The 13,765-nt window shown below is 57.6% G+C and carries 10 protein-coding genes; 4 read left to right on the top strand and 6 right to left on the bottom strand.

The window, feature by feature from the left end; genetic code table 11:
- Nucleotides 1-14: 14 nt before the first annotated feature.
- The 6 genes from EX00_RS00625 to EX00_RS00600 all read right to left on the bottom strand — a co-directional run bounded on the left by EX00_RS00625 (nucleotide 15) and on the right by EX00_RS00600 (nucleotide 7,211).
- Nucleotides 15-1,340, bottom strand: coding sequence for a glycosyltransferase family 4 protein (locus tag EX00_RS00625; protein ID WP_052210609.1), 1,326 nt, complete (start codon nucleotides 1,338-1,340; stop codon nucleotides 15-17).
- 46 nt (nucleotides 1,341-1,386) lie between these two features.
- The gene (locus EX00_RS00620) at nucleotides 1,387-2,250 is read right to left on the bottom strand and encodes an FkbM family methyltransferase (RefSeq protein ID WP_234708940.1); all 864 of its coding nucleotides are present in this window, start codon (nucleotides 2,248-2,250) and stop codon (nucleotides 1,387-1,389) included.
- Nucleotides 2,251-2,378: 128 nt separating this feature from the next.
- A complete protein-coding gene (locus EX00_RS00615; RefSeq protein WP_047453097.1) occupies nucleotides 2,379-3,551 on the bottom strand; it encodes a polysaccharide biosynthesis/export family protein in 1,173 nt (390 codons plus the stop codon).
- Nucleotides 3,552-3,606: 55 nt separating this feature from the next.
- Nucleotides 3,607-4,620: a helix-turn-helix transcriptional regulator gene (locus EX00_RS00610; protein ID WP_047453095.1), complete on the bottom strand. Its 1,014-nt coding sequence runs from the start codon at nucleotides 4,618-4,620 to the stop codon at nucleotides 3,607-3,609.
- A gap of 657 nt (nucleotides 4,621-5,277) precedes the next feature.
- The gene (locus tag EX00_RS00605) at nucleotides 5,278-6,009 is read right to left on the bottom strand and encodes an ABC transporter ATP-binding protein (protein ID WP_080761176.1); all 732 of its coding nucleotides are present in this window, start codon (nucleotides 6,007-6,009) and stop codon (nucleotides 5,278-5,280) included.
- The gene (locus EX00_RS00600) at nucleotides 6,006-7,211 is read right to left on the bottom strand and encodes a KpsE/RkpR family capsule polysaccharide export protein (RefSeq protein ID WP_047453093.1); all 1,206 of its coding nucleotides are present in this window, start codon (nucleotides 7,209-7,211) and stop codon (nucleotides 6,006-6,008) included. Before EX00_RS00600 ends, EX00_RS00605 begins: the two co-directional genes overlap by 4 nt.
- Nucleotides 7,212-7,565: 354 nt before the next feature.
- Between EX00_RS00600 and EX00_RS00595 the strand changes: the two genes are divergently transcribed.
- The 4 genes from EX00_RS00595 (at nucleotide 7,566) to EX00_RS00580 (ending at nucleotide 13,689) form a co-directional block, all read left to right on the top strand.
- Complete coding sequence (locus EX00_RS00595; RefSeq protein WP_047453091.1) at nucleotides 7,566-8,996, top strand: capsular biosynthesis protein; 1,431 nt, start codon at nucleotides 7,566-7,568, stop codon at nucleotides 8,994-8,996.
- 21 nt (nucleotides 8,997-9,017) lie between these two features.
- Complete coding sequence (locus EX00_RS00590) at nucleotides 9,018-11,147, top strand: capsular polysaccharide biosynthesis protein (protein WP_047453089.1); 2,130 nt, start codon at nucleotides 9,018-9,020, stop codon at nucleotides 11,145-11,147.
- On the top strand, nucleotides 11,144-12,508 hold the full coding sequence (locus EX00_RS00585; protein ID WP_047453087.1) for a glycosyltransferase family 4 protein: 1,365 nt from the start codon (nucleotides 11,144-11,146) through the stop codon (nucleotides 12,506-12,508). Before EX00_RS00590 ends, EX00_RS00585 begins: the two co-directional genes overlap by 4 nt.
- Nucleotides 12,509-12,597: 89 nt before the next feature.
- Nucleotides 12,598-13,689: an FkbM family methyltransferase gene (locus EX00_RS00580; protein WP_052210608.1), complete on the top strand. Its 1,092-nt coding sequence runs from the start codon at nucleotides 12,598-12,600 to the stop codon at nucleotides 13,687-13,689.
- Nucleotides 13,690-13,765 lie beyond the last annotated feature (76 nt).

Raw genomic sequence — 13,765 nt, 5'->3', positions numbered from 1 at the left:
GCATCCTCCCCGATCTATCCATGAAAGAGAGTGTCATAGAGTTCGCCAACCCTTTGATGGTACCGGTCCGCGGAAAAACGAGCCGCCTGCTTCGGACCAACCTCGGTGAAATGCGAGCAAAGCCCGTCATCCTGCGCGAGGCTCGATATCGCCTTGCGCATGTCATCCGTATTGTACGGGTCGACGAGCAAGGCAGCCTTGCCGGCGATCTCCGGAATCGACCCTTCCGTCGAACTGAGAACAGGGGTTCCCAACTGCATGGATTCGAGCACCGGCAATCCGAAACCCTCGTAGAGCGAGGGGAAAAGCACAGCCCGCGCGCCCCTGATCAGGCTGATGAGCAACGGATAAGAGACGAAATCGAAACGCTGGATCTGGCGTTGTGGAATGATCCGATCGTCGGCGCGCCGAAAGAAACGAAAACGCTCGTCGTCGATCAATTCTTGCGTTGCATCACCTTTCCAGCCAGGTGCTCCGACAATAATCAATGGCAGATCCGTCTTGCTGGCGAGGTAAGCCTCAATCAGGCGCGCAATATTCTTTTTCGGTTCGAAGGCGCCAAAAAACAGGAAGTATCCCTTCCAGTCCAGATGGAAGATGCCAGCGATCTCGTCGGCCACCACATCGTCCGGCTTCGCGCGGAGAGCATCCGGCACCTGGACGGCCTGGTAGGTATTGCTGACGCGCTTTTCGTCCACACCCAGCACCTTGATGATATCGGCGCGGGAGGTTTCGGAGACCGTGATGATATGGTCCGCGCGACGCGCCAGGGACCGCAGCATCCTGTAGTGATAGCGTTTGTCGTCCTCGGTCAGATAAGGCAGTCGCAACGGCACGAGATCGTGGATCGTGTAGACATTCAACGCTTTCTTCGCGGCGATCGGCATTGGATAGGTACAATGCAGGAGATCCGGCTGGTTTTCGAAGCTCAAGGCGAGATTGTTGCCATAGCGCTTGAAATGATGTCGCGCGAGATTGAAAAGGTCGTTCGAGGCGTAGAGCAATCCGGAATCGCCAAGTTGTGCCTGAAGCGATTTGAGAATAACCGTGCCGTTTAGCGGAATGGGAACAGGCTTCACGCCGAACGGGGCGGCAATGCGCCGCCGTAACCAGCGCTTGGTAATGAAGAGCGGTCCGGTCGAGCGTTCGCTGCTGTCATCGAACAGGATGACTTCGCGCAACATCGGATCGCGCGGAATATTTCCCTGAATGCCATGGACGACGCCAGTCTGATAGCCGAGAGCCCGTGCCGTCGACATCAGGCTCCGGGTATAGGTGGCGACACCCGTGCCTTTCTTGAGCGAAAGGTTGAGACCGTCGTAAAGAATCGTCTGACTCACTCGTCTCTCCCACCATCATTACTCATTACTTGCTTGGACAGCGGCGTTAGTCCGGCTTGTCGCGGGAAAGGACGAGAAGCGCATCGTCGCCCCCATACACAGTCAGAAGCTGGTCGCGCGTGACCGGCAGCGATTCGCCACTGAAATCGAGACGACGGAGCGATCCGTAGATAGCGGCCAACCGATCAAGAAAGCCGCCCGCATCGCCATAGCGGCCGGCGTTAAACTCAACGACGATAATCGGCTTGTGACGGGCGATCGTCTCGCTCATCCCCTCAAATATGGCCTCCTCCGCCCCCTCTGCATCGATCTTGATGAAATCGATCCGCTCATACGTAGCGCAAAGCTGGTCGAGCGTGGTGACCGGAACCTTGATCACCCTGCCATTCTCTGAACGCAAAGCAAAATCATTCGAAACGATCGACGCATTCTTCGGTTCGTTGTGGGGAACATAGAGTGACGCCTCACCCTCGTTCGCACCACCGAGGGCAACGGTCTCGATCTTCGTTCGCCTGGACAGACCGTTCAGATCGACGCTACGATTCAGGAAATCCGCCGCGTGGGGATTGGGCTCCACTGAGATAAGCTGACCCTCATCGCCGACCAGCTCAGCCAGAAGCACGGAATAATATCCAAAATTCGCACCGACATCGACGGCGGTCATGCCGCGTTTGACGTTGCGGGCGCAGAACAGCGTGAGCCAGATCTCCCAGAAGCCATCAAGCAGGATGTGCGAACCGAACCCTCTGTCGCGCGTGTCCACATAAAGCTTGTAACGCCCGAGGACACGCACCAAAGCCGTATGATCGCCGAGATAGGTGCTTGTCACGCGCTGAAGAATGGCCGTCTCCGCTTGATGCCGATCGAAGGCCATAAGTTCATGAAGGTGAAGCAGCGGTGACGTACTCATGTCAGCTCTCCGCGACCAACCGGCACGCAGAACAGTCCGCAAGCCCGACATCATAGTAACGGCCCCTTTCTGCTCGTGTTCGCATCTCGATGTCCTTCATTCACAAACCAGCAAACATACTAATTTTATCAATTCGCCGCTGCGGCGGATATGCCAACGGATGTAGCCGATAGCGCCTGCGAGGTGAGCCCCTGGAACAAGCCCATGAACTTCTGCACATCGACGGAGCCCGCATTGGAAACGTAGACGATATCGCGCGGCTGAATCTCGAAATCCTGCATCGCCAGCAATGTCGTCGCATTCTTAAGATTGAACCGATAAACAATCGGCACCGGCCCGCCTCTGCGCAGAATCGGATTGCTCGGAGGAACAATGCGACGCGCAATATCAGACGGTTCGTAGCGAAGCAGGAACACGCCAGATACATCGGCTCGGTTGTCCTGGAGCCCGCCCGCGCGCGCCACCGCGTTAGCCATGGTGACGCGTTGCGAGCTGAAGGGCACTTCCCCGTTTTGTCCAGTCGCGCCAAGAATCGTAAAGGTCCTTGGTTCACGCACCACCGTCACGACGTCCTCCGGACGCAGCCGTATATTCTCGCGCGGCGACTGAACGATCGCCTCGAAGGGAAGAGCAACCGTTGCCCCTCGTCTCGTCAGATAAACGACGCTCTCATTGACGCCCGCGCGCAATCCGCCGGCAGTGGCAATTACGTCCAATATACGGTCTCCTGCCGGTGAAAGCGTCACACGCGCACCGCCGGCGACTTCACCGGTAACGGTGACTGTATTGGCCGTGCTCTGCTGCACCGTCACCAGCGCCTGTGGCTGGACGGCCTTGCCGGCAAGGCCGGCAATCACCAAGTTCTCGACCTGCGCCGGCGTGCGGCCAGCCGCATTAATGCGACCCACATAGGGAATACCGATGGTCCGGTCGCTGCTCACGACCTGGGGCGGAATGGTCACGGAACTGCCGGAAGCCTGTTGCTGGCCGGAGCTGCTGGCGGCGGTGCCGAACAGGCTGCCGGGCGGCGCTTCCCAGAGACTGACGGAAACCACGTCTCCCACGGCGATGCGCAAACCGGGATCACGAGGCCCCTCACCAAATTTGGCGGCAAGGCTCGGTCGCGGGCGATCCACATTCCGTACCATCGACGGCGAGCTGACGTCGACCAATGCAAATGGCGGCGCCGCCCCCCGGGCCGCTTCTTCCAGGATCCGTGAGGTTTTTGGACCCGATTCAGGCAATCCACAACCCGTCAAAAAACAGGCCAGAACACAAAAAATTCCAACTTTTAGCTGCATTACCTATCCCGAGCGGCACAGAGGTAGTTATAATTCATGCTGATCCGCACGCGCATCATGCCATCCCGGCCTCGTCGCTCCGCTCCCGGGTAAAACGGAGGATCGACGAGGGGCTGAAACCATACGCGTGCTTGTACAGAACAGAGAATCGCCCCGGATTCGAGAACTGAAGACTCATCGCAAGATCCGTTATACTCTCAGCCTGCCCGCCCTTAATAGCGCCATGCGCGGCGGCAAGCCGATAATTGCACAATATCCCCATCGGAGTGTCGCCCCGATAAGTCCGGAACATGCGCTGAAGCGCCCGCGGGCTGCAGCTTGCAGCATTGGCAAGATCTTCCAGCATGACCGAATTGTGCAGATTGTCGCGCATGAACGCTTCCGCTCTCAGAAGCTGCCGGGGTGCTGTTTCCAATGCACCACGACCGAATGCGTCGGATAGATTGTGCGGCAGCTTCGCGAAAAGCTTGACCAGCACCAGCTCATTATAGGCTTTCGCGAGCATGACCCGCTCCGCCGGACGAGCCGACATAAGATCCTTCTCAGCCTGGCGAAGCGTCTGGTACAGCCCCTGCGCTCCACCCTGTCGAAAACTGACCGGAGACAGAGCAAATTCCTGCACATAGGGCCTGCCGGTCAATTCCTCGAAATGTTGACGCAGCACCGCTTCCGGAACCTGGAACATCAACCAGGAGCTCCGCGGCTTTATCTCAAGCCGCTTTCCCATCCGGTCAGTGATACTTGCAACATTATTGGCGGAAATGCGTACCGACCTACGCGTCCGCCTGTCGTGCGCCTCAACCTCTCCCGCGAGCACAAAGACGATGCTGACACGAGGCATATCATGTTTGGCAACCCCCTCCAGGCTACCAGAATGCTCAGCGCTGACGATGGACGCGGACTGAAGAGGCTGCTTGCTGAACTTGAAGGAATAATCTCCGCCGGGATCCGACGGCACCGTCCATTTCCAATTCGGTTCTAAAACGTCGAGATTGCGAACAATCGCATCACGAGAATACACCTCAAAGGTGCCCACGCATTGCTCGACAACTCTTCCCAACATGGTCATCTGCCACCCTACTCAAAATCTAAAGTTGCATCCCAACAATTGCAAGCACTCGATTTTCATTTAGGCCAGATTTCGCGGATTCCCTTTAAGGGTGAGACCATAGGCGCACTCCTTCAGTCGTCCTAACGCGGCATAATCATTCAGCTTAAATTACATTAAGCGCTGTTAAATTAGCACAGCATATTTCTCCCGAACAGTACAGATAATGACAATGTTATACATATTTACGCCATTGGGCTTCTCCCGCAGGACGTGAATTTTTGGTTAAGACGACATAGGACAAAAAACGGCCGTCAGAGCTTTTGCTCATATCTCGAATAACCGTCCTAGGTTGCAGAACGAATCGCTAAAATGCAAGATCAAACCCAGACGAAAACAGTCGCGGCGAGAAGGCATAAAAGCATCGGTAGAATCGCTCCCTGCAAGAGTGCGTGCCTTGAGCAACCATCTATATACGGAATTAATTTCCATTATGCTAATTTAGTATAGTTTACTTGAATGAGTTCCCAGGTGGATCATGCGCCGTTTAAATCCACCTGGATGGCAAGCTTGATCCTATAGCTGGCGAACGACCGGCTTCTAAGGATACTGTGCCATTTTGAGACGATTTACAGGCGGAACCGGCATTTCGAGATCGATGATCCCAAAACGAATCGGTCACAATGTCGAATAAATACGAAAAGCATACTCGACATCATCGAAAACACGGCCGCGACCGTTCTTCAAAACCAGGGCCGAGGTGCAGATATCGCCGATCACATTTAAGTTATGTCCGACGACGATCATCGAGCGGTCCTTCCGCTTGACGAAAAGCTCTTCGAAGGAGCGGGTCTGAAACCGCTTGTCGCCGACAGCCATCACCTCGTCGATGAGATAGCAGTCAAAATCAATGGCCAGCGACATGCCGAAGGCCAGCCGTGCGCGCATGCCCGACGAATAGGTTTTGAGCGGCATGCGCAGATATTTGCCGAGATCGCTGAAATCCTCCACCACGTCCCGGATTTCATCGAATGGCTTATCGTAGACGCGCGATAAGAACCGCATGCAGTCGTAGCCCGTCATCGACCCGCCGAAACCGCCACTGAGCGCGATGGGCCAGGACATGGACATGCTGCGCACGATCTTACCGGAGGTAGGTTCCTCGATCCCAGCAATCAAACGCACGAGCGTGGACTTGCCGGCGCCGTTGTGGCCGAGCACCGCGATCTTCTCCCCGCGCGAAATCTGGAAGCTGATGCCATCCAGCACGCGACGCATGCGGCCATGAACATCGTATTCCTTGACGACGTCGAACACGCCGACGATCCCTTCCGGCTGCGTTGAAACACCGTTCTGAGCCGGTTCCTTCGGTGTTGCGAATTCGGCGAGGCTGGACGGGATACTGTTCATTGCGATGCCGCATGCTCCAGAACTTGGGAGACAAAGAACCGCACGATCACATAGATGGCGCCGCATATCGCGAGGAACATCAGAAACGACATGATACGTTTCGGATAGAGCGGATGATCGGGCAGGTTTGGATTGGAAATGCGCTCGAGATAGAGCTGCTGGCGCTGCGCATCGATCTTGGCATTTTCCAGCGAGGTGGTGGCTGAAGCCAGCATCTTGGCCGCCATTTCCCTTTCCAGCAGAAGCTGCTCATACTGCGCAATACGCGGCGCCATCGAACTGTCGCTACCCACGACCCGCGCCCGCTCGTCGCTGACCTGACGTTCCATCGCGGTCACCCGTGCCCGCAATGCCTCCCCCTGTGGGCTCTGGGGCGCCTGGTCATCAAGTGCCGCCAGTCGCGCCTTGCTGTCGGCCACATCGTCGGAGAGCCGCGCGATCAAGTCGAGCGCCGCGGCCGACTGCTTGGTGGGATCGATAAGCGTTTCCCGATTGCGGAAATCAGTCAGGTTTTTTTGCGTGGCCTGCAATCTGTCCTGACTGTCGTTCAGCTCGACCTGCGTGTAGCGGATGGCATCCCCTCGCGCCCGGTCGTTAAGGCGATTGATGAGTTCTTCGGCATGCTGGACCAGGGCATTCGCAAGATTGAAGGAGTCCTCGGCCCGGAAGGCGTGAACCTCCAAGGTCGTCACACCACTGCCGCTATTCGTATCGACCTTGACGAAATTCTTGTAGTGCTGGAATAGCTCCTCATTGTTCGCCTCGGTCCACGGCAGCGGATACCGGTTCAAAAAGTCGCCCTCGGGGCGAGACATGATATCCTCTAAACCGTTCTTCGCGACGAGTTCAGCCACGGCGGCGCGCGACATCATGAATTCGCTGACAATATAACTGTCGTCCTGCGCCCGCACGAAGCCGGTGCTCTGCAGGAAGCCACTGAGCAGCCCCGCCGCATTCCGATTGGGACTACGAACAACGAACTGCGTTTCGGATACATACTGATTGGAACAGATAAAAGCGTAGTAGGCGGCGCCGAGCAATCCGGGAATAACGACCAGCAGAAGCAGCAGAAAATGCGGCCGGAGCCGACGTGTAAACGCGCTCCACCAGCTCAAATCTCCGCCGGAGACCGTAGCGGACGAACGCACGGTTACCAGAGTGACGAAATCGGTGAACTCTCTGTTGTTCTCGATGCGGGTCATTTGAGGGCCGTCAAATCTCTCTCTCGGAGAATAATGGGTACATCTCTGTAGTTTTCCGGAGTCATCATCAAGACGTCAGAGAGCCTCCCATCTCGAACGAGCCAAATCATCATGTCTCACGGCTGTACAACACCAAGAGAGACACGCATTTACGCGACAGATTCCCATATATCCTTCTAAAGTCAAATATATTTCGCGGTAAACTGAGTTTTTCTCCTTATAAATTCAAATAGATGACGTTCTGTCGTAATTAATACTTTGGCGGCGCGATCAGTATGGCGTGGGTAAAATGTCGCAGCAATAAATGTCAGTCACTTAGCCGCTACTCCTTCATTGCTGTTCAAGGAATTCGGAATGGGAAAGCTCGGAGGAATCTCGGATCGCGGCAGCAACTTTGTAAACCTGCGCGATCACATGAACTTCAGGGCGGCCAATCACTCCCAAGCGCCCGGTGGCGACGCGTCCGCTTCGAAATCCCTCGTTCTCCTTCTGCAGGGGCCGGTCGGCCCATTCTTCGATACTCTCGCAAGAGCTCTCGGGGCGGGGGGCTATGACACGCTGAAGGTCAACTTCAATGGCGGCGATTGGGTCTTTTCCCATGGCAAGGGCACAGTGAATTTCTGCGGCACGACCGATGCCTGGGCAGATTGGCTGCAAGCCTTCATCAAGAGGGACGCGCCACTGGTCATTGTGCTCTTCGGTGACTGCCGCCCGTATCATCGGACGGCTATCAACGTCGCGGGGCAGCTGGGCGTGCCCGTACTTTGTTTTGAAGAAGGCTATGCCCGCCCCCATTTCATTTCCTGCGAGTGGGGCGGCAACAATGCCCGCTCGCCGTTACGCATCAACACACCCGCGGCCGCAGATCCGGAAACGCAACTGGAGCCCGCGGAATTGATGCGGGGCAATCTGTTTCGGTCAATGGCGATGGAAGGTATCGCCTATTACCTGGCGAAAGCGGTGGGAGCACCATTCTTCTTCGGCAACGAGCATCACCGCGACCGGGCAATATCGTCGGAAGTGATCCTTTGGGCGCGCAATTTCTATCGCAAACTGCGCTACTACCCCAGAAACAACCACCTGACGATCGACCTGATCGAGAATCAGGAAAGCCACTACTTCGTCGTCGCGCTGCAGGTCCATGATGACCAGCAGCTTCTGAGCCATGGTCGCGGCTGGACGATGGAACGGCTGATCACCGAGACGATCAGATCCTTCGCGCGCTGTGCGGACCCGACGCATCAACTGGTCTTCAAAATTCACCCCATGGATCGCGGACACAAGAGCTATCGGCCCTTCGTGAAGCAATTGGCCCTGCTCAGCAAATGTGAGGAGCGCGTGCAGGTGCTCGACGACGGATCGATCGGCCTTCTCATCCGTCATTCACTCGGCCTGATCACCGTCAACAGCACATCCGGCCTTCTTGCGCTCAACCATGGAAAACCGCTCCTCGCACTCGGCGACACCTTCTATGGTGCCGAGGGACTTGCAACCCTGCCCAAGAATGATGCGTTGTCCGCCAGGTCGATAGACGACTTCTGGCAAAATCCGATCGCTCCGCAGAAGGAACGGGTGCAGCAATTCGTTCGCCACATGTATCGCCAGAGCCTTATTAACGGCAGTTTCTATCTCCGCGCCCATGTCGGAGACACCGCCGAGCGCGTCGTGCAGCGCATTCGCCTGCAACTTCCCTCCACCGCTCGGGCCAAGACGATCGCTTTTCTGCGCCCGGACAACACAACACTGCTGGAACAGCCGGATTTCGGCGGTCGCAGCAGATCGTGAAGTGAGATCGGGAGATTGCAAATGTTTTCGGATTTCACACTCTTTCCCAACGAGCAGCGGCCAATACCGGCGGAGCCGAATGAGCGCGCGGTCTGGTTGCCGCCGACGGATGCACAGCTTCTAGCGTTCCTTCCGACACGCTGGCGTTTCCCGCTGATCGGCTCCACTCTCTCCGCGTCGCTTCAGCCGATCGAGCGTATCGGGCGAGAGGCCGACGGCGTGGTTGGCTGGGGTGACAAGCCGCTTGCTCGCCTCGCTCGCCGCTACGCTCACATGCGCAAACTTCCCTACTGGACCCTGGAAGACGGTTTCCTGCGCTCTGTCGGCCTCGGCAAGGCCGGTGCCCCCTCCGTTTCCCTGATCGCGGATGATCTCGGCATTCATTTCTCGGCTCATGCGCCGTCCCGGCTTGAAACATTGCTGCAAGACGGCACGCCGGGCGCCGATCTGGCGCGAGCCAAAAAACTGCGTGAATGGATCGTCCATGAGCGGCTTTCCAAATACAATCATTTGCCCGAGGGAAACGTCTCGCTTCGCCCTACCCGTCGCAAGCGCATCCTGCTTGTAGATCAGGTCGTCGGTGACCGCTCCATTGCCGGCTCGGGTGCCAATGCCGAAACCTTTCTCAGGATGTTGGGTGCCGCGCGCGCCGAGAGCAACGCGGATATCATTATCAAAAGCCACCCCGATGTCGTGGCTGGCCGTGCGAAAGGCTATCTGGCCTCGTATGCGCGCGAAAGCCGTGTTCAGTTCGTCGACAGCGCCATTTCTCCTCATTCTGTTCTGGATATCGTGGACGAAGTCTGGACCGTCTCGAGCCAGCTCGGCCTGGACGCGCTGCTGCGCGGCATGACCGTCGTGACATTCGGCATGCCTGCTTACGCGGGATGGGGCCTGACGCAGGACCGCGCCGACAGCCTTGTCGCGGTTACGGCGCGCGCGCGCCGAACACGTCGCGTCGGCATCGACGAGCTCGCCGACGCCATGCTTCTTCAATATTCACTCTACGTCGATCCGGTTACACGCCAGCCAATCGTGGCGGAACAGGCTGTCGAACGATTGCTGGAATGGCGTCGCCGCGCGTCCTCACTCTCCGGTCGCTACCTTTGCGTCAATTTCTCTCTGCACAAGCGCTCGGTCCTGCGTCGCTACCTGACAAGCCCCTGCTCCCAGGTCCAATTCGCGAACAGACCCACGGTCGCCCAGATCCAGGCGGCGGACAAGATCGTTTTGTGGGGCAACAGCGCTCCGCCGGAGGAAAGCACCCTATGGAAACAGGGGGGCAGGCGGTCGATCATCCGGGTGGAAGACGGGTTCATCCGCTCCGCCGGGCTCGGAACGTCGCTCGTTCCGCCCTCCTCGCTTTGCTTCGATGCCGAGGGCATCTATTTCGATGCCTCCAAGCCAAGCAGGCTTGAAATGATGCTGAGCACCACGGAATTCGACAGCGTGCTCCTCGAACGCGCAAAAAGGCTCCGTCAAACCATCGTCTCGATGGGCATAACCAAATATAATTTGCCGGCGCAGCTCTCACCCGATTACCGCGAGCAAGCCAAGGGACGAGCCGTTGTCCTCGTCGCCGGACAGGTGCCAAACGATGCCTCGCTGCGGCTTGGCATGGCGAGCCACGATTCCGATGCCGAACTTCTGAACGCCGTCCGGCGCGCCCGCGGCGATGCATTCATTGTCTACAAACAGCATCCGGACCTTCTTGCCGAGCCCTTCATGCATCCGGCCCGAAACCGGCCATCACACGACATCGCCGACCTTGTCGTCGGTAATGTCGATCTGAACGGCCTGCTTCACGCAGCCGATGAAGTCCATGTCGCGACCTCGCAGATCGGCTTCGAAGCCCTCCTGCGGGAACGGCCGGTGTGGTGCTACGGGCTACCTTTCTACGCCGGCTGGGGCCTGACCAACGACGCCGTCGTCTCGCTCCGACGCAAACGAACCTTGAGCCTCGACGCGCTCGTGGCCGGCGCCCTCATCCTCTACCCGCATTATTGGTCGAATATCGCTGATCTGCCTTGCGAGGTGGAAGATGTCATTGCCGAATTGTACCGCGCCCGCCAGGGCACGGCGCCGGACCCCTCAAAGCGCCGCTGGCTGGCGCATATGATCCACATGTCTGGAATAAGAAGGCTGCGATGAACTCTGTTGTCATGGATATTTCCCGGCTCATGGAGCGGGCGCATTGCCCGACGCCGACCGGTATTGATCGCTACGAACTGCACTACGCGCTCTGGCTCAACGAGCGCCGCAAAAAACAAGCTATCCCATCGGATGCTATCCAGCTCTCGCAATCTCCATCGTTCATCGAGACCGGCTATCATGGAGCGATATCAGTTGGAACCGATCGGGCAGATGGCCTGATCTCCACCCTCAACGGGCGCTGGGCCACAACCGAAATCTCGTCTTCCCAGGCAGCGCTTCTGGAAAAAATCTTCGCGGCGATCGATGGCAAAATTCCCTGGCAACCGACAGCAGCGACGAAGGACGGCGGCGCGCATTCGCAGAAGCTGCGGAAGCTTGCGCATGCGGTCGCCAGCCACTTTTCCCATGGCCCGGCGGTACCGCGCGACGCGTCGTTCGTGCATGTGTCCCATAGCCGGCTCGAGCGGACCTCCGCTTTTTCCTGGCTCAAGGAAACGGGTCGCAATGGCATATTCTATGTGCATGACCTCATTCCGCTGTCCCATCCAGAATTTGTCCGGCCTGAGGAGCCCGAACGGCATCGCCGCAGGATGGACACCGTGTTGCAGCATGCCGCGCTCGTCCTCTGCAATTCGCAGGTTACCGCCCGAGCTCTTCGCACCTACGCTCAGGAGAGCAATCGGAAGCTGCCTTCGATTGCCGTGCTGCCGCCGGGTGTCGAGCAGTGCTTCCTGAATGCGTCGCAAGACATCCAGCGCCCTCAGAATCCCTATTTTGTCACGGTCGGCACCATCGAGCCGCGCAAGAACCACATATTGCTGCTCCGCCTCTGGCAACATCTGGCCGAGCGCGACGGCCCCAAAGCACCTCGCCTGGTGATCGTCGGCAAGAGAGGGTGGGAGAACAGCCATGTCCTTGCGATGCTCGAACGCTGCCCTGCCTTGCCGGGGCTCGTGATCGAGGTGCCGGGGCTGGAAGACGCGGCACTGGCTCGGCTCATCTCTGGCGCCGCCGCCTTGCTCGCGCCGTCCTTCGCCGAAGGATACGGCATGCCGATCACCGAAGCGCTCGCACTGCGCACGCCGGTCATTGCCTCCAATATCACGTCGCATCGCGAGGCCGCGGGTATCGATGAAGCGACCTTCCTAGACCCCCTCGACGGCCTTAGCTGGCGCGCGGCAGTGGATGCGATCACGGCATCGCCACTGCGTCGGACCAGAATAAGCGCTGCAAACCGATGGGATATGCACTTCGGGGATCTCGAAACCCTGATCGAAAGCGACGTGGCGGCACACCGCTATTCCGCGCAACGTGCACCGCAGCGCTCCTTGGCTATGCCGATGGGAGCGTTGTCATGAACAGTAACGTGGATTCAGCAAAAGGCGATATCCGCATCACAAGGGAACGGAACAATTTCATGTCTCCAGCAGGAGGAAGGGCCAGCAACGTGACCAGCTACTACGATATTGAGAACTGCTACAAATTCATCCTTGGTCGTCCGCTCAACGAAGACGAAAGGGATGCCATTGGCAAGAATCTCCTGCAGCTCACCGACATTCCGCTGGAGGAGCATCGCAAGCGATTCCTTTCCTCGTCCGAATTTCACAATCGCCATGGCGAGCTGCTTTTCAACAATTTCATTCCGAAATCGATCGTCGTACTCTTCGAGACCAAATACAATTTCAAATTGTATTTGGACCTGAGGCAGTACCACATTTCCTTCGGGATCTTGAGTGGCGAATATGAGAAGTTCGACATCGACTTGGTCAAGGCAATCGTGCCGGATGACGGGCAATTCATCGATGTTGGCGGCAACGTCGGCTATTACTCGCTCTCCGTGGCATCTCGCCCCACATTCAGAGGCAAGATACTTGCCTTCGAGCCGCTGCCGAAACTTTGGGACCTCTTCAACCGCTCCATCCAGGAGAATGGCTTCGCCGACCGCGTCAGTGTCCGGCAGCAAGCCCTTGCCGATTTGCCGGGAGAAATGCGGCTCAACAATGCCGAGGACACCAGCAATGCCGGAGCGACACGGTTGGTTGCCGACAACCAGGATGCGAAATTCGGACGGACGGTCGAGGTTGAAACGCTCGATCGCGTCGTCGGCGACATGCGACCAGACGCGATGAAAGTGGACATCGAAGGTGCCGAAGGCCTTTTCCTCGAGGGCGCAAAACGCACTTTCGCTGCACACAAACCGACGCTGTTGATGGAGATCAACCGCGACATGCTCGCCGTCCTGTCGAAAACAACGCCCGGCTCCATCCACCGGCGTCTATCTGAACTGGGCTACAGCATCTGGAATAGCGACCAGGATCAGGTGATCCAGGTAGAGACCGCCGCTGAACTCGACATGGATTTCTCGGTCGGCAAGGTCGGAAATATTCTGGCCATTCATCAAGATCGTCTCGGCCAGGTGCGTGATCGCCTCCTGTCCTCCGGCGTAGAACTAATGATGAAATCGGCAAGGTCCTCGGAAGCGAAAGCGTTTGAGCAGCCTGTGAGGGCGATCAAATCGAAGGCCAAGGAGGCCGTGTGAAGGAGGCTGCGCTCTAACCAACATCTCCGTCCGGCTTCGTCGGGGAAGCCGGACGGGCAATGCTTGATAAGGGGGA

Source organism: Martinezella rhizogenes, from assembly GCF_000799715.1.
Classification (GTDB): Bacteria; Pseudomonadota; Alphaproteobacteria; order Rhizobiales; family Rhizobiaceae; genus Rhizobium; species Rhizobium rhizogenes_C.
The sequence above is the reverse complement of the archived record's forward strand: the minus strand, read 5'-3'. Positions and strand labels throughout refer to the sequence as shown.

Bases quoted from the DNA above. Each gene is read 5' to 3' on its own strand.
- EX00_RS00590 (WP_047453089.1), top strand. From the start codon at position 9,018: ATGTTTTCGGATTTCACACTCTTTCCCAACGAGCAGCGGCCAATACCG.
- EX00_RS00620 (WP_234708940.1), bottom strand. From the start codon at position 2,250: ATGAGTACGTCACCGCTGCTTCACCTTCATGAACTTATGGCCTTCGAT.
- EX00_RS00615 (WP_047453097.1), bottom strand. From the start codon at position 3,551: ATGCAGCTAAAAGTTGGAATTTTTTGTGTTCTGGCCTGTTTTTTGACG.
- EX00_RS00595 (WP_047453091.1), top strand. From the start codon at position 7,566: ATGGGAAAGCTCGGAGGAATCTCGGATCGCGGCAGCAACTTTGTAAAC.
- EX00_RS00585 (WP_047453087.1), top strand. From the start codon at position 11,144: ATGAACTCTGTTGTCATGGATATTTCCCGGCTCATGGAGCGGGCGCAT.
- EX00_RS00610 (WP_047453095.1), bottom strand. From the start codon at position 4,620: ATGACCATGTTGGGAAGAGTTGTCGAGCAATGCGTGGGCACCTTTGAG.
- EX00_RS00600 (WP_047453093.1), bottom strand. From the start codon at position 7,211: ATGACCCGCATCGAGAACAACAGAGAGTTCACCGATTTCGTCACTCTG.
- EX00_RS00605 (WP_080761176.1), bottom strand. From the start codon at position 6,009: ATGAACAGTATCCCGTCCAGCCTCGCCGAATTCGCAACACCGAAGGAA.